Here is a 17711-nt window from a genome sequence, read left to right as displayed (position 1 = left end):
GCCCTACCTTTTATGTCTTTATTTTGCGGTCACGGATGACCTTATCGGCCTCTTGCCGTGCCAAATGGTCCACTTGGCGCACGTTATCAAGGGTCATTGCGGCGTCAATGAGACCGGATTGGCCTGACATTTCGGTGAGAACGGCCTCGACGACCTCGGCCATTTCACAAAACCCGATGTCGCCAGCGATGAAGCGATCGAGACTGCGTTCCTTGGCTGCGTTGAACACCGCGCCGCTCAATCCGCCCTGCTGCATCACCTCACGCGCCAGCCGCAGCGCAGGCCAGCGGACCTCGTCCGGCGGGCGGAAGGTCAGGGTGGCAATCTGGGCCAGATCCAGCCGCGCCACCGGCAATTCTCGGCGTTCCGGATGATGCAGCGCAAAGCCGATGGCATGGCGCATATCCGGCGGGCCGACATGCGCCATCAAGGCCCCGTCGCGAAATCCAACCAGCGCATGCATCATGCTTTCAGGATGCACCAGCACCTCTATCTGGCTGGGATCAAGATCAAAAAATTCATGTGTTTCAATGACCTCCAGCGCCTTGTTAAACATTGACGCGCTGTCGATGGTGATGCGCTGGCCCATGTCCCAATTGGGATGGGTCGCGGCCTGGGCGGGCGTGGCATGGGCCAGCGCCTCGATCGGCCAATCGCGGAACGCGCCGCCGGATGCGGTGATGATCACCCGTTCGACCGCCGCCATATCTTCGCCGATCAGGGCCTGGAACACCGCCGAATGTTCGCTGTCGACCGGAAGGATTCGCGCGCCATGGGTCGCGGCGGTTTCGGTCATCAACCGCCCGGCGCAGACCATGCTTTCCTTGTTGGCCAGCGCCAATGTCGCGCCCTGTTCCAGCGCCGCCAACCCCGGTGCAAGGCCAGCCGCGCCAACAATCGCCGACATCACCCAATCGGCGGGACGGGCTGCGGCCTCGGTCAATGCGGTTGCGCCCGCGGTGGCCACGACATCCGATCCGACCAATGCGGCGCGCAGATCCTCCAACAGGTCGTCATGCGCGGTCACGGCGACCTTGGCGTTCAGCTTTCGGGCATCCGCCGCCAATTGCGCAATATTGCGCCCACCGGTCAGGGCCACGACCTCATATCCGGCGCGGTCACGGGAAATCAGATCAATGGTGTTCTGGCCGATAGAGCCGGTTGCGCCGAAAATCGAAACCCGTTTCATGGCATGCCAACAGGCGGAAAATCTGCGATCTGGACGATCAGACAGACAAACAATGCCGCGCCCAACATGCCGTCAAACCGATCCAGCACACCGCCATGTCCGGGGATCAATCCAGAGGAATCCTTGACGCCGACCCGGCGTTTGACCGCGCTTTCGGCGATGTCCCCCAATTGCGAAGCCAATGACACGGCCATCGAAATCGCGATCACACTTGGCCCCGACGCCCCCGAAAGCCAGTAAATCATACCAACCGCCCCTGCCCCGATCCAACCCGCCGCCGTACCGGACCAGGTCTTTTTCGGGCTGACCTTGGGCCAGAACTTTGGTCCGCCCAACAGGCGGCCGGCAAAATACCCGGCCACATCGGTCACCACCACCACCAGAACCAGCCACAAAAGCCAGGACAGGCCAAAATCGCCGCGCAAGGCGAGCATGGCATATGCGGCCAATGGAATGGCCAGGCTGAACAGCAGGAAAATGCCGCGATGCGCCGCAATCAGGAACAGGCCGATCAGGCTGGGCAGGATCATAAGGCCAAAGCTGGCCGCCGTCTGGGTTATATCCGCCAAGAGCAGACACGCCCCCGACAGCCCCCCCACCGCCAGCGCAACCCGCTGTGCGCCGCCAATCATTCGGATCAATTCCCAAACCATCGCGCCGCAGACCACAATCATCAGACCGCGAAACCACCAACCGCCCAGCACAATTGCCAGAACACCGACAAGCACCATGACAATGGCTGATCCGATACGGACGATCAGATCATCCCAATTCCCGCCTTTTCGCGCCATATCTCAGACCTTGACCGCGCCAAAACGGCGGTCGCGTTTACCATAAGCGCCCACCAGCCGGCCAAATTCCTCGGCGGAAAAATCCGGCCAAAGCGTGTCGATGAATTCATATTCGGCATAGGCCGATTGCCACAGCAGAAAATTCGACACTCGCGCCTCGCCGCTGGTGCGGATCACCAGATCGGGATCGGGCAAAACATAGGTATCCAAATACTTTGGCAGGGTTTCTTCGTCTATTTTATCCGGGTCGAGACGGCCGGCCTTTACGTCCTGGGCCAGACGTTTGGTGGCGCGGGCCACCTCGTCGCGACCACCATAATTCAATGCAATGGTCAGATTGGTGCCGGTGCAATCGCCGGTCATTTCCTCGGCCTCATCCATCAAGGCACGCAGCTTGGCATCCAGCCGCACCCGATCGCCGATAAACCGGACCTGCACGTTTTCGCGCCGAAACGCCTGCATTTCCTTGTGGATATAGCGGCGAAACAGGCTCATCAGGCCGGCAACTTCGGATTGCGTGCGTTTCCAGTTTTCGGTGGAGAAGGCAAAGATCGTGACGTATTTCACGCCGAATTCGGGACAGGCTTCGACAATCTCGCGCACGCGGCGGGCGCCGGCCTGATGGCCGAACAGTCGCGGGCGGTGGCGCATCTGCGCCCATCGGCCATTGCCATCCATGATGATCGCCACGTGGCGCGGACCTTTGTGTTCGTCCGTGTCGTCTGCGTCGCGCGCCATGGGCTGGCTCCTGATTGGCGAAAAGGAAGTCTACTGAAACTGAAACTGGGTGTGATTTTGGGCACCGCCGAAACTGGTCGGTGCCCAATCTTCACCTTAGACCTGCATGATTTCGGCTTGCTTGGTTTCCAGCGCCTCATCCACCTTTTTGACGAAAGCATCTGTCAGATCCTGCACAGAGGCTTCCCAGAACTTTTGGTCATCTTCCGACATGCCGTCGGCCTTGGCCTTCTTGATCTGATCCATGCCGTCGCGGCGAATGTTGCGCACCGACACCCGTGCGCTTTCGGCGTATTGCGCGGCAACCTTGGTTAGTTCGCGGCGGCGTTCCTCGTTCAGTTCGGGGATCGGCAGCATGATGATCGTGCCATTCAGCTGCGGGTTGATGCCCAGACCGCTTTCGCGGATCGCCTTTTCAACCTTGCCGACCAGGCCCTTGTCCCAGACGTTGATTGTGACCATGCGCGGCTCTGGCACGTTGACGGTGCCGACCTGGTTGATCGGGGTCGCGCTGCCATAGGCATCGACCATCACCGGTTCCAGCATCGAGGCCGAGGCCCGGCCGGTACGAAGGCTTGCGAATTCCGTCCGCAGGCTGGCCATTGCGCCATCCATGCGGCGTTCTAGATCGTCGGTATCAAGAATGAAATCGTCGGACATGTCTTGTTCTCTTTCCTGTCTGGCGGCCCCGTCGGGCGGCCCCGTGTCAGTGCCCAGTCTCACTGTCCCGTGGCGCGTTTACCCGGGATATACACCGGCTTATCCGTTTTGCACAGATTGTTACGGCTTTCAAACGTGCATTGGTATGGCACAACGCGGCCCCAGCCGCCTTTTGACGGGTCCCGGGCCGCTTGATGGGCGGTGTTAATCGCCAACCTTGGTATAGGTGCCGCGGCCCGCCAAAATCCCGCGGAACCCGCCCGGTTCATCCAGCGAAAACACGATGATCGGCAGGGAATTGTCCCGCGCCAGCGCAATCGCCGAGGCATCCATCACCCCAAGGTGTTTTTGCAGCACCTCGTCATAGCTGACGGTGTCATAGCGTTTGGCATCCGCATGTTTGACCGGATCCTTGTCATAGACCCCATCGACCTTGGTGCCTTTGAAAATGGCCTCGCAGGACATTTCATTGGCGCGCAACGTGGCCGCGGTGTCGGTGGTGAAATAGGGGTTGCCGGTGCCGGCGGCAAAGATGCAAACCCGCTTCTTCTCCAAATGGCGCACCGCGCGACGGCGGATATAGGGTTCACAGACCTGATCCATCGGAATGGCGGAAATCACCCGCGTGAACACGCCCAGCTCCTCTAGTGCCGCCTGCATCCCCAGGGCGTTCATCACCGTCGCCAACATCCCCATATAATCGGCCGTTGTCCGTTCCATCCCCTGCGCCGACCCTTGCAAGCCGCGAAAGATATTGCCGCCACCGATGACCATGCAAATCTCGACCCCGAGATCATGCACCGATTTCACTTCTTCGGCGATCCGCTGTACCGTGGGCGGATGCAGGCCATAGCCCTGATCGCCCATCAGCGCCTCGCCGGAAATTTTCAGAAGCACGCGTTTATACGTGGTTTCATTGTCGGCCGTGGCGGCGGTCGCATCAGGGGGGCTGACGGTCATGGTGTACTCCGGTCTGGGGGAAAGCTAGATTGCGCGCAAAATGTCGCAAAACAGCGGGCAATTCAATGCAGCAATCGACGGAAACCAGGTGATCGTGGCACAGAAATCAAAAACATTGCCCGGCGTGCTGTCCGGTCTGGCGCCGATGCGGCCTGTCCTGATCGTCGGGCCAACCGCCAGCGGCAAATCGGCGCTTGCGCTGGCCATCGCCGAAACGCTGGGCGGTGTGATCATTAATGCCGATGCGATTCAGGTGTTTGAAAATTGGCGTGTGCTGACCGCAAGACCGGATGACAACGATCTGGCACGGGCACGACATGCGCTTTATGGCCATGTGGCGGCGGATGCGCCCTATTCCGTGGGGCATTGGCTGCGCGATGTGGCCCCATTGCTGCACGGCGCGGACAGGCCGATTATCATCGGCGGCACTGGGCTCTATTTTTCATCCCTGACCAAAGGTTTAGCCGACATTCCGCTCACCCCGCCCGAGGTGCGCCGCGACGCCGATCATATTCGTATTGCCCAAGGCCACGGCGCGTTGTTGGCGGATCTTGACCCGGAAACCGCCGCGCGCATCGACCAACGCAATCCCATGCGGGTACAGCGCGCCTGGGAGGTGCAAAAAACCACCGGGCGCGGGCTTGCCCATTGGCAGGACAACACGCCGCCGCCGCTTTTGCCGCTGGCCGATACGCTGGCGCTGCGTGTGGATGTCGAGCGCGACTGGCTGAATGCGCGGATCGCACGGCGGTTTGATTTGATGTTGGAACAAGGCGCCCTGGACGAAGCGCAGGCCAATCTGGCGCATTGGGACCCGACCCAGCTAAGCGCCAAGGCCATCGGCGCGCCGGAACTTATTGCGCATTTGAACGGCGAAATGTCGCTGGCGGATGCGCGGGAAAAAGCCACCATTGCCACCTGTCAATTTGCCAAACGCCAACGCACCTGGTTACGGTCGCGCATGGCGGATTGGCATGGGGTTGATGCGGCGACATTGGGCTAGGCCATCCGGCCAGCCAAGTGGGGCAGATCCTGCGCAACTGACGGGTCAATGGGTGACCGACCTCACTGATTTTCGCCGCTAAATCGGTATGATTGCCACGACAAGCTTGCGTGACGTGCTGCACTGCGGCAGGCTGGTGAAAATGCCACACACCCGCCGAGCAGAAGGACCAGCGCCTGCCGTGACCGTGCAACAGCCCAAGCATATCGCCGAAGCCGAGGCCAATCAGGGTGACGCGGTGCTGCCGCTGCGGGTGTCGACCCTGGCGCAGTTGACGCAACAGGGGGCCTGGCAAATCGCCCTGCCCCATGCACGCGACGAACATATGTTTATCTGGATCACCCGGGGCCAGGGTCGGGCCACCATTCGCGGTTTGCGACGCGGCATTGGGGCAAACAATGTGATCTACCTGCCGCCCGGTGCCCAGTTTTCGCTGGAAATCGGCAACCAATGTTTTGGCCAGGCATTGATCCTGCGCGATGGCGATCACCGGTTGTTGCCAAACACGGTACAGCATCTGCGGATGCGCGATGTCGCTGCGCAGGGGGAATTATCGGCCATTGTGGAAATGATCCAACGCGAACTACAACATCCGCAACCGCTTCAGGCCGAGGCGCTGTTGGCGAAATTCAATCTGGCTGCGGTGTGGTTGCGGCGGCAAATGCTGGTGATGCTGGATGACACCGACCGGGTGTCGCCGGCGCTGACCACACGCGAAACCGCCGGCCAGCGTCTGAGCCGCCGGTTCGCCGATCAGGTGGAAGAGCAATATCGCGCCGGCCATTCCATGGCGGATTTTGCCGAGATGCTGGATGTCAGCCCAACCCATCTGACGCGGGTGTTGCGCGAAAACGCCGGAATGACGGCGGCGGATCTCTTGACCGCGCGGGTGCTGCATGCGGCGCGGACCCTGCTGGCGCAGCCTGACCCACCGGTCCAGAACGTGGCGAAACATCTGGGCTTTGGCTCTGCCGCCTATTTCACCCGTTTCATTCAGAATCACACCGGCAAGACCCCCTCATCGCTGCGCCGCGCGATGAACCCCGCCGCAAAGCCGCCACAACATCCCGGCACCGCGCCGGTGTTCCGCCACCAGGGTTCGGGACGCTAGGGGTCAGACATGCGACTTTTTGTGGCGCTGCCCATTCCTGACGCGGTTTGCGACCATCTGGGTGGGCTTCAGGACCAATTGCGGGCTGGGCATCAGGTGGCACTGCACCAGATGCATATCACGCTGGGCTTCTTTGCCGATGTTGCACCGGGGATGCTGGCCGATCTGGATGCGGCATTGGACGACATCCGTGCTTGGCCGTTTGATGTGACATTCGCCGGGCTGGATCTGTTTGGCAGCACCAAACCCCGGCTGTTGGTGGCGGCGGTGCACCTCAGCCCGGAATTGGCCCAGATACACCGCGCGGTTCACGCGGCGGCGCGTCTGGCCGGTCTGCCGCCGCAACGCCAGACCTTCAAACCACATGTGACATTGGTCCGCTTTGGGGCGCGCCCGCCCGCCCATGTCGCTGACGAGATCCAACCGCTCATAGCCACGCAGGCCGCGCGCCACATTCCGCACTTCACAGTGGAAGAAATGACATTGATGCACTCCACCCTCGGGGGTGCGGCACCGGTCTATGACATGTTGGGCCGGTATCCGTTCCAGACCGTGCCGACGGATATTTGGCACGAAGAATAGGGGCTTAGCTGCCCCAGATGATCTTCACATAGTTCTTGGTCTCTTTGTACGGCGGCACGCCCCCGTATTTCGACACCGCCCCCGGACCGGCGTTATAGGCGGCCAGCGCCAGCCGCCAGGAGCCAAATTTTTTGTATTGTTGTTTGAGGTAACGTGCACCGCCCTCAAGATTCTGTTTCGGATCCTTGTGATCCACCCCCAGCGCGCGTGCCGTCGCGGGCATCAGCTGGGCCAGACCAAAGGCGCCTTTGTGACTCTCGGCGGTGGGGTTCCAGCCGCTTTCCTGCTGCACCAATCGCAGGAACAGATCCTCTGGCACACCATGACGGCGCGCCGCAGTCCGCGCCATGGTGGAATAGACGCCCTTGTACTTGCCGGCATATTTCGGGGTCTGCGTGTCCCATTTTGTCGGCGTCACCACCTTGGGCGGTTGCAGGCGAATCGAATTGTTGTATTGCTGCGATGCGCGCCGATCCAGCAGACCGGTCTTCGACCGAAACAGCGATGGATTGCCCTTGGAAGAAATCGTTTCGGCGAACGCCCCGGCAGGCATCAGCGCTGCACAAAAAATCAAACAAAAGAACCTGTGCATACATTCCGTCCTGGTCGTATTGAAAATCGTTCCATCCTGGAAAACGTTGCGGGCAATATAGGCATTTTTTCGGATTCGACCAGACCAATGGGTCATAGGCAGTTTTTAACCCGGCCAAGCTGGGGTAATGTGCACGTCACATCGCCGCCGGATTCGCATTCGCGGCGCAATCAATACGCGTATTTGGGGGCATCATGGCCGGGTCAGTCAACAAAGTCATTCTTATCGGAAATCTCGGGCGCGACCCCGAGGTGCGCAATTTTCAGAATGGCGGCAAGGTGTGCAACCTGACGGTTGCCACGTCCGAAAACTGGAAAGATCGCAACACCGGTGAACGCCGTGAACGCACCGAATGGCATCGGGTGGCGATTTTTTCCGAAGGTCTGGTGCGGGTTGCCGAGCAATATTTGCGCAAAGGTTCAAAGGTTTACATCGAAGGCCAATTGCAAACCCGCAAGTGGCAGGATCAATCCGGTCAGGACCGGTATTCCACCGAGGTCGTGCTTCAGGGGTTTGGCAGCACGCTGACCATGCTGGACGGTCGCGAAGGCCCCGGCGGCAACCAAGGCCCAAGCGATCCCGGCGGCTATGATCGCAACTATGACTCTGGTCCCCGCGACACAGGGTATGACAGCGGCCCCAAGACCAGCGGAAACATGCCGAGCCGCGACATCGACGACGAGATTCCGTTCTGATCGGAAAACTACCGTCGATTTGATATAAGTTTGAAACGAGGTGCGGGCCGATTTGATAATCGACCCGCATTTTCTGTTTTTGCAGGAAAGCGATGGCAATATGCCGGTTCGGGTCCTGCCCCCGCTGCCCCCCGGTTTGCCGACCTTGGCGGTGTCAGGCGGCCTCGGCTGCGCGCTCGCGGATGCGTTGGATCATGGCGCGAAGCCCATTGGACCGCTGCGCTGACAGGTTGTCCTGCAATCCCAGACGGGCAAATTCCCCCGCCGCATCAACCGCCGCCACATCCGCCAGTGCCACGCCGTTATAAAGCGCCCGCAACACCGCGATCAGACCGCGCACAATCATCGCATCACTGTCGCCGTCAAATTGAAACACACCGCCCTCTGGCCGGGTGTGCAGCCAGACCTGTGATGCACAGCCGTCGACCTTGGTCGCGGGCACCTTCAACGCGTCATCCAATGGCGTCATCGCCCGGCCCATCTCTATGACGTGCCGATAGCGGTCTTCCCAATCTTCCAGGAATTCGAAATCTTCGACAATCTCTTCGAACGCGGCGCTGGCCATGGTCCCTCCGATGCTGGTTTCCTTCACCTATGAAGCCAGGACGCAAAGGTCCAGTCGCAATTGCTTTTCAACGCCGCGCCAATGCGCTAACCCGGTTGGGAATGAAAGGGAGACTGACCCAATGCGCAAACTGGTTCTGGTAACATTGGTCATGGCCACGTCTGTGGCGGGCTGTGCCTCGGTGAACGAGTCGCGTTACAATCCATTTAACTGGTTTGGTCGGTCGTCGTCGGCGCCAGTGGCCGCGCCCGCCGATGCCGAAGCGGTCAATCCGCTGATCCCGTCACGCCGCTCCGTGCTCGACCCGGCGGAAGAGCCGGAATATACCGGCACATTGGTGCAGGAAGTCAGCGAATTGCACATTCGGCGCGTGCCCGGCGGCGCGGTGATCGAGGTGACCGGCGTCTTCCATTCGATCGGCAGTTACGACGTGGAACTGGTGCGCGAAGAAGAGGAAGACACGACAGTTCTGGCTTTCAGTCTTCGGGCGGTTCAACCAACGGCCGGTCGGGGTTGGGGCAATGCACATGTGCGCAGCGTCACCGCCGCCACCAATGTCACCGATCAGGATCTGGCGGGGATTAGCACGATCAAGGTTATCGCAGAAAACAACGTGCGCACGGCGCGCCGCTAAAACGCGGCCCGCCCCGATTCAACGCCGCTCATATTGAGCGCCCGACATCGACCATCGGTTAACCGATTTCAAACAGGTTAACCGATATCGACGATCTCGACCGAATTGCCTTTGACCGCCAACGCCACCGTGCCATCACACAGGCGCAGCGCATCGCGTCCAAACACGTCAAACCGCCAGCCATGCAGCGCGCCCACGTCGCGCAATCCCGCCGCCAAAGCATCGAGATCCGCCGCAGGCGCCACAAGGCGCGGGGCGACATCGTTGGTCTCGGTCTTGGCTTTCAGCAGCACCCGCAAAAGATCGGCCAGCGCCGGGTTGACCTGCAATTTGTCGCGCGTGCGGTCCAGTTTCGGCATGTCTTCTGCCGGACAGGCCACCCCGGCCGCAACCGCCGCAAGGATACCTTCGGCGATCTCGCCACGGCGGGCCTCGCGCAGCAAAAGCCGCGACCGGCTAAGATCGGATGCATTGGCCGGCTTGGTCGAGGCCAGCTCCAGCATCGCATCATCCTTATAGACCCGATTGCGCGGCACATCCTTGGCCTGGGCATAGGATTCGCGGAACCTTGCCAGCTCGCGCACAATTGCCAGGAACTTCGGTGTGGTGGTCCGCGTCTTGACGCGTTTCCACGCATCTTCCGGGCGCACGATATAGGTTTCCGGGTCTTCCAGAATTGCCAATTCTTCTTTCACCCAAGGGGCGCGACCGGTCTTTTCCAGTTTTTTGGCAAGAAATTCATAGATTTGGCGCAAATGCGTGACATCGGCCAAGGCATAGACCTGTTGCGCTTCGCTCAATGGGCGACGCGACCAATCGGTGAAACGCGATGTCTTGTCCACACCTTTGCGGGCGATGGAGCGCACCAGTTTTTCATATCCGACCTGTTCGCCGAATCCACAGACCATGGCGGCAATCTGGGTGTCGAACAGCGGTTTCGGAATGACGCCGGCATCGACCTGAAAGATTTCAAGATCCTGCCGCGCGGCGTGAAACACCTTGACGACGTTTTCATCGCGAAACAGCTCGTACATCGGTTCCAGCGACAGACCTTCGACCAGCGGATCAATCAGCGCCGCATTGCTGTCGTCGGTGCCCGGCATGGCCATCTGCACCAGGCAGAGTTTGGAAAAGTAGGTCCGTTCACGCAGGAATTCCGTGTCGACCGTGACATAGGGTTCCTGACGCGCAGCAGAGCAGAACTCTGCCAATTCCTCAGTCGTCGTGATGATCCGCATAGGCGCTCTTTTCTGGTTTTTTTGCGCTCCCGTTTCCACGACCATAGGGGCATCATGTCAGGATGAAAAGCCGGTAGTGTATTGCGAATGTTACAATTGCCCGGCAAAGGCGCGCAGCACATCTGGGTAAAGGCGATGTTCTTCGACCAGAACCCGTTCTGCCAGTGTTACCGGCGTGTCATCGGCCCGGATTTCGACCCGTGCCTGCCCCAGAACCGGGCCGTCATCCAGCTCTGGCGTGACCAGATGCACGGAACAACCGGCCTCGGAATCGCCAGCCTCGATCGCCCGGGCGTGGGTGTGCAGGCCTTTGTACTTTGGCAAAAGCGACGGGTGAATGTTCAGCATCCGCCCCTGCCAGCGGGTCACGAAATCTGCGGTCAGAACCCGCATGAACCCGGCCAGACAGATAATGTCGGGCTGTGCGGCCTCCAGCGCCTTTTGCACCTCTGCCTCGAACGCGGCGCGGTCCTTGCCAAAGGGGCGGTGATCGACAACCGCCGTGGCAATGCCGCGCGCACGCGCCTTGTCCAACCCGCCAGCATCCGCCTTGTTCGACAGCACAAGACAGGGTCGCGCGGGATGGTCGCCGGTCATGCTGTCGACCAGCGTGACCATGTTCGACCCACCACCGGAAATCAGGATGGCAACCCGAAGGCTCATGCAAGCGTCCCGGTATAGGTCACGCTGTCGCCCTCGGTGACATGCCCAAGCTGATGCACGGTTTCCCCGGCCTCGGCCAGCAAGGCGGTCACAGCCTCGGCCCGGTCCGGCGCCACCACCAGCACCATTCCAATGCCAGAGTTGAAAGTTTTCAACATTTCGCTGGGCGCCAGCCCGCCATGTTCCGCCAGCCATGCAAACACAGGCGGCAAATCCCAGGCATCAAGGTCGATCGCAGCACCCTGCCCCGCGTTCAACACGCGCGGAAGGTTTTCGGTCAGCCCGCCGCCGGTGATATGCGCCAGGGCATGCACGCCGCCAGAGCGCACCGCCGCAAGGGTGGATTTCACATAAAGCCGCGTGGGCGCCAAAAGCGCCGCGCCCAACGTGCCCTCGGCCCAGGGGCAATCGTCGTTCCAGCCCAGACCGGACAATTCAACGACCTTTCGCACCAGAGAATAGCCGTTGGAATGCACGCCGTCACTTGCCAAGCCAAGCAGCACATCGCCCACCGCAACATCGGCAGGCAGCGCCGCGCCGCGTTCCATCGCACCAACCGCGAAGCCAGCCAGATCGAAATCACCTTCCGGGTACATTCCCGGCATTTCCGCAGTCTCGCCACCAATCAGCGCACAGCCGGACCGCACACAGCCCTCGGCAATGCCCTCGACAATGCGCGCGGCAATGTCCAATTCCAGTTTGCCCGTGGCAAAATAGTCGAGAAAGAACAGCGGCTCTGCACCCTGACAGACCAGATCATTGACGCACATCGCCACCAGATCAATGCCGACGCCGTCAACCTCGCCTGTGTCAATCGCGATCCGCAATTTGGTGCCAACCCCATCGGTCGCCCCAACCAGGATCGGATCTTCATACCCGGCCGCTTTCAAATCAAACAGCGCGCCAAATCCGCCAAGACCCGACATCACACCGGGGCGCGTCGTGCGTTTGGCCGCCGGTTTGATCCGTTCGACCAGCGCATTGCCGGCATCAATGTCAACACCTGCCTGGCTATAAGTCAGACCATTCTTGGGAGATGTGCTCATGTGTCGGATCCCGTTTGCTGAGTTTGTGCGCCGCGATAGACCAACTGGGCCTGGATGACAACGCATCCTATGACAGAGCGCCCTTTTGGACCACAAATCTGGCCCCGGCGCATGGGGTATCGCGGGGAATTTGAGTGAATTTCGCGGCCACCACGTGGGCCCTGCCCGTTTCCTGTGCCACGCGCCTGTCCCAAATTGAAACGCAACGATCATGCCCAGCACCCCAGCCGCACCAAAGCCCCGCGCAATTCCACCAGCCGACATGCCGACTTGACCTGCCGTATCCTTCTGGTAGATCACCCTCAGGCGGGCCTGTAGCTCAATTGGTTAGAGCAGAGCGCTCATAACGCTTTGGTTGCGGGTTCAAGTCCTGCCGGGCCTACCATCTTCCCAAAAAAACCAATGATATCAACGCCAAGGTGTCACACGGCGGGAAAATCCCGCCTATTGTGTGTCAATGGGTTACAAGCAAGGTGTCACACGTTTTTGCTGCAATTTTGAACCCATGCCCAACAGGTAGCATTTCGAATCAGGCCTATTCATTCCGCGCAAAAGAAACCCCATTTTGACCGCAATAGCCGAGTCTTCGCGCGGTGTGAGCTGTCAGACGGGCGTGACCTGGCCTGTGAAATGGTGCGGACCGGGCACGCACGGGACTGGCCGAAGTATTCGGATAGGTACTATGCTGAGTGTGATTAGCACTTTCACCGAGAACCATAAGCGCAGTCTGGCAGTCAGCTTGCGGCCCACAGCGGTACTTCGTGCGCGGCGAATCGAAGGACCGCAGGCAGCCCAAAGTGGACATTGTCCGCCGATATGTAGGGCGAGAGCGGTTCCGCGCAGTGTGGTTCATGAGCGATTGAGGTGCGCATCAAGTGGATCGTGGAGAGCAGTCTCGATCTGGCTGAAAAGACCCTAAAAGGCCTTGCATTAGGTGCCCTTGATAACGTTGAAAGTGTAACTTGCGAAAGAAGATCTTGCATTGCATCATTATCGCAAATGATAGCCACAACTCTTCCCGAACTCTCTTGGACTAGGCCCTCCACCCCAACGCGCCTGAGGTAAGTTGATCGACATGCAAAAAGACGTAGCAAACCGTATATACGAGCGTTTCGAGAAGCTCCGCCTATATGAGGCAAACGAAGCTGAAACACGGTTGAAGCTTATCGATAGAGTCTTGTTTGAAATCCTTGATTGGACACATGATGACGTAACCGTCGAGCAGCATGTGTCTGAGGACGGGGGTGTAGAATACGCTGATTACGTCGTCAGAACTGGGTTCTCCTCGTTTGTAATTGAAGCTAAAAAGATCGGCCGCGCGGAGCTTACTGTCCCGACAAAGCGAAAGGAATCCCTCAATAGGCGTCTCGTCTCTGGTGAAACCGGCGACGCTATTATTCAGGCACGAGATTATTGCCGAAAACTCAGCGTGCAGTTCGCTGTAGTCACAAACGGGAATCAATGGATTATATTCCCGGCGCTGAGGAACGACGGGGTAAGGTTTGATCGCTCTACCGCCATAATATTTCCGACAATCGAAAGTGCTTTGAGAGATGATTTAGATGAGTTCTACTCATTGCTTTCAAGGGGAGCGGTCATTTCGGGGTCACTTGATAATGAGCTACTGGGACGTCGCGAAGATCAGTTGATTGAGCGAAAATTAAATCAATATATAGACCAACCATTTACAAAGTTCAAGCGAAACAGCGTATATCACGTGATCAGCAATGAAATAGAGACAGCGTTTTCTGAGGACATAACTGTTTCAGATATAGATTTGTTTCAAAAAAGCTACGTGGAAACTCCAGACCGAACAAAATACGATAAACGGATAGGAATGCACATCCATCGTCGAAGATCGGCGAGCAAGCTGGCACCAGTTAAGGGTATGACGTCCGGCGGCAGAACACAAGTGAGCGACAGAATTCGCGCGGCAGCCGCCAAGGCCAAGCCAGTAGCACTTCTGATACTTGGCCCCGTTGGTTCCGGAAAAACTACCTTCATTCACCACACGCATCTAGTGACGAACCGTGAATACTTTACCAGGAAGGATGGCGAGCCTTACCCCCACTGGATACAGGTCGACTTTCGAAACTTCGGCCGGTCTGAAAACGCTTCCGAATTCATAATTTCTGAACTCTTTCAATACATAATGGATGACCCATTTTTGTCGGACTATGATAGGTGTCTTAAACATGCCTACAAGTCGGAGATATCCTCATTGAAGAAAGGGCCACTCGCGCTCCTTGCTGGAGATGAGCGTGAAGTGAATCTCAAAATAGCTGAAATATTGCAGAAGGACTATGAGCAGAAGCGACCATATGTTGAGAAGGTTATTTCCTACGCCGCCGAGAATGCGGCTATTTTCTTAGTGCTCGATAATATAGATCAATTCGAAGATGAGCAGATTCAGGATGATATTTTCTCCAACGGAATCGCTATATCCAGACGTCTCAAGTGCAATATTATCTTGGCCATGAGGGATAACACCTACTTCAGGAATAGGGGTTTGCCAATATTTGATGCCTTTGACTTCGAGCCGATCAGCGTTGAGCCGCCTGATGTGACCTCTGTGTTGTCCAAAAGATTCTCGATTGCCAAGGAACTCTTAAAGGGCAAATCGGTGAATTTCACCAGTGAGGACGGAAAAGAAATTGTTCTAGACGACGCATCTGTTATCGCCGACTTACTTATCGAATCCGTTATGGGTACAGAAGTCGCCAACTCAATTTCACTATTTTCAACCGGAGACATTCGCTTTTCCCTTCGGATCACACGGGACTTTCTAAGGAATGGATATAGTGCTACTGGTCGTGCGGTTCAGCTCTATCAAAGGCATGGAACCTATAAGCTCCCAGAGCACGAAGCCATGCGCGCCATCATGATCGGTAGCCGATCAGTATACTCTGAGGAGTATAGTCCAATCGCGAATCCATTTGACGCGAAACTAGATATGTCGAGCGCGCAAATGCTCCGAATTTTCCTGTTGCATGGCTTGGCAAACCACGCGGCTCGAAAAAATTTTGAAGCCGTAAGCGGGGAAAAAATTCGTAATATCTTTCTAGATATTGGGTTCGCCCCTGACATTACGCTTAAAGTTTTGGACGACCTCTGTCGCGCGCGCTATATCTTCACAGTCTCGCATGGACCGGCAAATTTTGAGGCCGAATTTATTCCATCTCGTCTTGGTGGCTTTGTGATAAGGAATCTTATTTCAAATTTTGTTTTTGTGGAGAATACTAGTATGGATACTTTTATTGAAGATGAAGCATTGTGGCACGAACTGCGCGCCGAAACCGATGAAGTGTTCAGAATCAGAAAGACGACCGAAAAAATTCAAAAGAGAGTTGATAGAGTTAAAATTTTCTTCGAGCACTTGATAGATCGATACTCAGCCATTTCAGACGAGGCGGCTAGACGTGGACTTCCAGCCGAATGGCTTGGCAGTCCACTTCGAGATGTTAAGCCCAACCTGGATGCGAATTGTGATCGAATTGTCCAATCCGCTGTTAAGAACTACGGCGATTCGTGATGGTCACTTTCACACAATCACTGTTCCCGTTTCCCACTCGTAACTCTACCATCCTGCGGCGACCTAGCACACCGCTTAGGATGTTCTCCGGCCGATGCTGAGCCCGGCACGCCGGAAAGGTATGGGTTCTCTCGGGACCTTCGCCGTGGCGGGCGCGACCTTCTGCCTAGGGCCGTTGTTCTGAGGGCTCCGACACTTCGCAGCTTTGAAGCGGCAGCTACCTGCGCAATGCTGCCGTTCGCGATTGGCGCAGCGAAGGTCCACTTTCCGCCGATTCCGCGGAAAAACACCCGTTCGCGGGCGCAGAATTTCGTTGCTTGAGTTGGGCGCGAGCGCCTTTCCTATCAGGCTGTGCGCGTCTGCTGCGGTGCAGGAAAGATCTTGGCCAATTTGCGGATGTTTTGGGCGGTTGCGGCGAGGAGGAATTCGTCATTTGCACCGCATGGGCCACGTAATCGGAGCCTTCCGAGGCCGAGGATGCGCTTGAGGTGCGCGAAGAGCATCTCGACCTTCTTCCGGAGCTTCATGGAGATATCGTATTGCTTGGTCTTAGCGATGTCTCGGGCTATTTGGCGGGCGTCTTCGTGTTCTTCGCGGGTGATCGATCTGGCGTCTGCATTCGGGCAGCATTTCGCCTTGGACGGGCAAGTCTGGCAGGTCAGTTTTAGGGCACGGTATTTGGTTCTGCCCTGTCCGGTCGGCCCTCGGTTCGGATCGGAATAGTTTCGCCGGAACTGCTTCAGCTCTTGGCCCTCGGGGCAGATGTATTCGTCGTTCTCTGCGTCCCACTCGAAGTCACCTCGGCTCCAGGTGCCGTCGCTGCGGCCAGATTTGTCGAAGACGGGGATGTGCGGGTTAATCTTGCGTTCAACCAGCCAACCCAGCATCGGTCCGGTGCCATAGGCCGTGTCAGCGATCAGGCGTTCGGGATGCAGGTCGAACTTCTCCTTGACCCGCTTCAACATGGTCTTTGTCGACCCGACCTCGGCTTGCCGGATGGAGCGGGTGGGTTCCACATCCAAGATGACACCATGATCCGTGTCGATGAGATAATTGTCGGAATAGCTGAAGAATGCAGGGCCTTTAAGGGCCGCTGTCCATTGGCTTGCGGGATCAGAACGCGAGGTGAACTTGGGTTGCACCTCGCTGGCGGCGCCAAAAGCGGCCTCGTCCAGGGTGTCGAGATACTCGCGCACGGCGCGGGGCGCATCGGCGGGATCGATTTGTCCCGCGTCCCAGTTCTCCTTCGGCGTGGAGTTCTGCTTGTTCGCATCGGCTTCGATCAGGCTGGCATCAATCGCCATGCGCTGGCCGCTGACCAGACCTTCTTGGATACACAGGGCGACAGTCGTCTCGAACAGGTGCCGCAGCAGTTCGCTTTCTCGAAACCGACCGTGGCGGTTCTTGGAAAAGGTTGAGTGATCCGGAACCCGGTCGCTCAGATCAAGCCGACAAAACCACCGATAGGCGAGGTTCAGATGCACTTCTTCGCAAAGCCGCCGTTCCGACCGGATGCCGAAGCAATAGCCGACCAGAAGCATGCGGATCAGCAACTCGGGATCGACGGATGGACGGCCCGTGTGGCTGTAGAAATCCGCCAGATAGGCGCGGACGTCAGTCAAATCGACGAAGCGGTTGACCTGCCCCCTGCTGGTCCCTCATTCATAATGAGAGTCTGCAGGTTGAATCTGGGTATTCGGCTTCCGCGTCTG

Annotated in this window: 16 protein-coding genes, 1 tRNA gene and 1 pseudogene; 7 read left to right on the top strand and 11 right to left on the bottom strand. The window is 58.0% G+C overall.

Features of this window, described 5'->3' with window-relative positions:
* Positions 1-10 precede the first annotated feature (10 nt).
* The 5 genes from dxr to pyrH all read right to left on the bottom strand — a co-directional run bounded on the left by dxr (position 11) and on the right by pyrH (position 4338).
* Entirely contained in the window at positions 11-1189 is a 1179-nt protein-coding gene (dxr, locus tag Q4577_RS19425; protein ID WP_303472084.1) for a 1-deoxy-D-xylulose-5-phosphate reductoisomerase, read from the bottom strand.
* On the bottom strand, positions 1186-1980 hold the full coding sequence (locus Q4577_RS19420) for a phosphatidate cytidylyltransferase (RefSeq protein ID WP_303472086.1): 795 nt from the start codon (positions 1978-1980) through the stop codon (positions 1186-1188). Before Q4577_RS19420 ends, dxr begins: the two co-directional genes overlap by 4 nt.
* Positions 1981-1983: 3 nt before the next feature.
* Positions 1984-2718, bottom strand: a complete 735-nt coding sequence (locus Q4577_RS19415; protein WP_303472088.1) for an isoprenyl transferase — start codon at positions 2716-2718, stop codon at positions 1984-1986.
* Positions 2719-2814: 96 nt separating this feature from the next.
* Complete coding sequence (frr, locus tag Q4577_RS19410) at positions 2815-3378, bottom strand: ribosome recycling factor (RefSeq protein ID WP_244686733.1); 564 nt, start codon at positions 3376-3378, stop codon at positions 2815-2817.
* 204 nt (positions 3379-3582) lie between these two features.
* Complete coding sequence (gene pyrH, locus Q4577_RS19405; RefSeq protein WP_303472090.1) at positions 3583-4338, bottom strand: UMP kinase; 756 nt, start codon at positions 4336-4338, stop codon at positions 3583-3585.
* A 145-nt stretch (positions 4339-4483) separates the two neighbouring features.
* Here pyrH and miaA point away from each other — a divergent pair, with 145 nt between their 5' ends.
* From miaA to thpR, 3 genes are all read left to right on the top strand, one after another.
* Complete coding sequence (gene miaA, locus Q4577_RS19400) at positions 4484-5341, top strand: tRNA (adenosine(37)-N6)-dimethylallyltransferase MiaA (protein WP_303472110.1); 858 nt, start codon at positions 4484-4486, stop codon at positions 5339-5341.
* 142 nt (positions 5342-5483) lie between these two features.
* A complete protein-coding gene (locus Q4577_RS19395; RefSeq protein ID WP_303472092.1) occupies positions 5484-6452 on the top strand; it encodes an AraC family transcriptional regulator in 969 nt (322 codons plus the stop codon).
* A gap of 9 nt (positions 6453-6461) precedes the next feature.
* Entirely contained in the window at positions 6462-7034 is a 573-nt protein-coding gene (gene thpR, locus Q4577_RS19390) for an RNA 2',3'-cyclic phosphodiesterase (protein WP_303472094.1), read from the top strand.
* Positions 7035-7038: 4 nt separating this feature from the next.
* On the opposite strand, the gene Q4577_RS19385 is transcribed toward thpR, so the two are convergent.
* Complete coding sequence (locus Q4577_RS19385; protein WP_303472096.1) at positions 7039-7587, bottom strand: lytic transglycosylase domain-containing protein; 549 nt, start codon at positions 7585-7587, stop codon at positions 7039-7041.
* 233 nt (positions 7588-7820) lie between these two features.
* Between Q4577_RS19385 and ssb the strand changes: the two genes are divergently transcribed.
* On the top strand, positions 7821-8321 hold the full coding sequence (gene ssb / locus Q4577_RS19380) for a single-stranded DNA-binding protein (RefSeq protein WP_280520511.1): 501 nt from the start codon (positions 7821-7823) through the stop codon (positions 8319-8321).
* 154 nt (positions 8322-8475) lie between these two features.
* Here ssb and Q4577_RS19375 read toward each other — a convergent pair whose 3' ends face one another.
* A complete protein-coding gene (locus Q4577_RS19375; RefSeq protein ID WP_303472098.1) occupies positions 8476-8886 on the bottom strand; it encodes a SufE family protein in 411 nt (136 codons plus the stop codon).
* Between the two features lie 121 nt (positions 8887-9007).
* Between Q4577_RS19375 and Q4577_RS19370 the strand changes: the two genes are divergently transcribed.
* Complete coding sequence (locus Q4577_RS19370) at positions 9008-9520, top strand: hypothetical protein (RefSeq protein ID WP_303472100.1); 513 nt, start codon at positions 9008-9010, stop codon at positions 9518-9520.
* A 77-nt stretch (positions 9521-9597) separates the two neighbouring features.
* Here Q4577_RS19370 and rnd read toward each other — a convergent pair whose 3' ends face one another.
* The 3 genes from rnd to purM form a co-directional block, all read right to left on the bottom strand.
* Positions 9598-10758: a ribonuclease D gene (rnd, locus tag Q4577_RS19365; protein ID WP_244686743.1), complete on the bottom strand. Its 1161-nt coding sequence runs from the start codon at positions 10756-10758 to the stop codon at positions 9598-9600.
* 90 nt (positions 10759-10848) lie between these two features.
* Positions 10849-11421 (bottom strand): phosphoribosylglycinamide formyltransferase, encoded by a 573-nt coding sequence (gene purN / locus Q4577_RS19360; RefSeq protein WP_303472102.1) that lies wholly within the window; start codon positions 11419-11421, stop codon positions 10849-10851.
* The gene (gene purM, locus Q4577_RS19355) at positions 11418-12467 is read right to left on the bottom strand and encodes a phosphoribosylformylglycinamidine cyclo-ligase (RefSeq protein WP_303472104.1); all 1050 of its coding nucleotides are present in this window, start codon (positions 12465-12467) and stop codon (positions 11418-11420) included. Before purM ends, purN begins: the two co-directional genes overlap by 4 nt.
* Positions 12468-12775: 308 nt before the next feature.
* On the opposite strand from purM, the gene Q4577_RS19350 reads away from it, so the two are divergent.
* Both Q4577_RS19350 and Q4577_RS19345 read left to right on the top strand, forming a co-directional pair.
* Positions 12776-12852: transfer RNA gene (locus Q4577_RS19350), tRNA-Ile, on the top strand.
* A gap of 690 nt (positions 12853-13542) precedes the next feature.
* Complete coding sequence (locus tag Q4577_RS19345; protein ID WP_303472106.1) at positions 13543-15999, top strand: P-loop NTPase fold protein; 2457 nt, start codon at positions 13543-13545, stop codon at positions 15997-15999.
* A 344-nt stretch (positions 16000-16343) separates the two neighbouring features.
* On the opposite strand, the pseudogene Q4577_RS19340 reads toward Q4577_RS19345, so the two are convergent.
* A pseudogene (locus tag Q4577_RS19340) lies at positions 16344-17627 on the bottom strand (IS1182 family transposase); the annotation flags it as partial.
* Between the last annotated feature and the right edge of the window lie 84 nt (positions 17628-17711).

The sequence above is a fragment of the Marinovum sp. 2_MG-2023 genome, from assembly GCF_030548265.1.
Classification (GTDB): Bacteria; Pseudomonadota; Alphaproteobacteria; order Rhodobacterales; family Rhodobacteraceae; genus Marinovum.
Note: the sequence above shows the minus strand (reverse complement) of the source record. Positions and strands in the feature narration are given on the sequence as shown.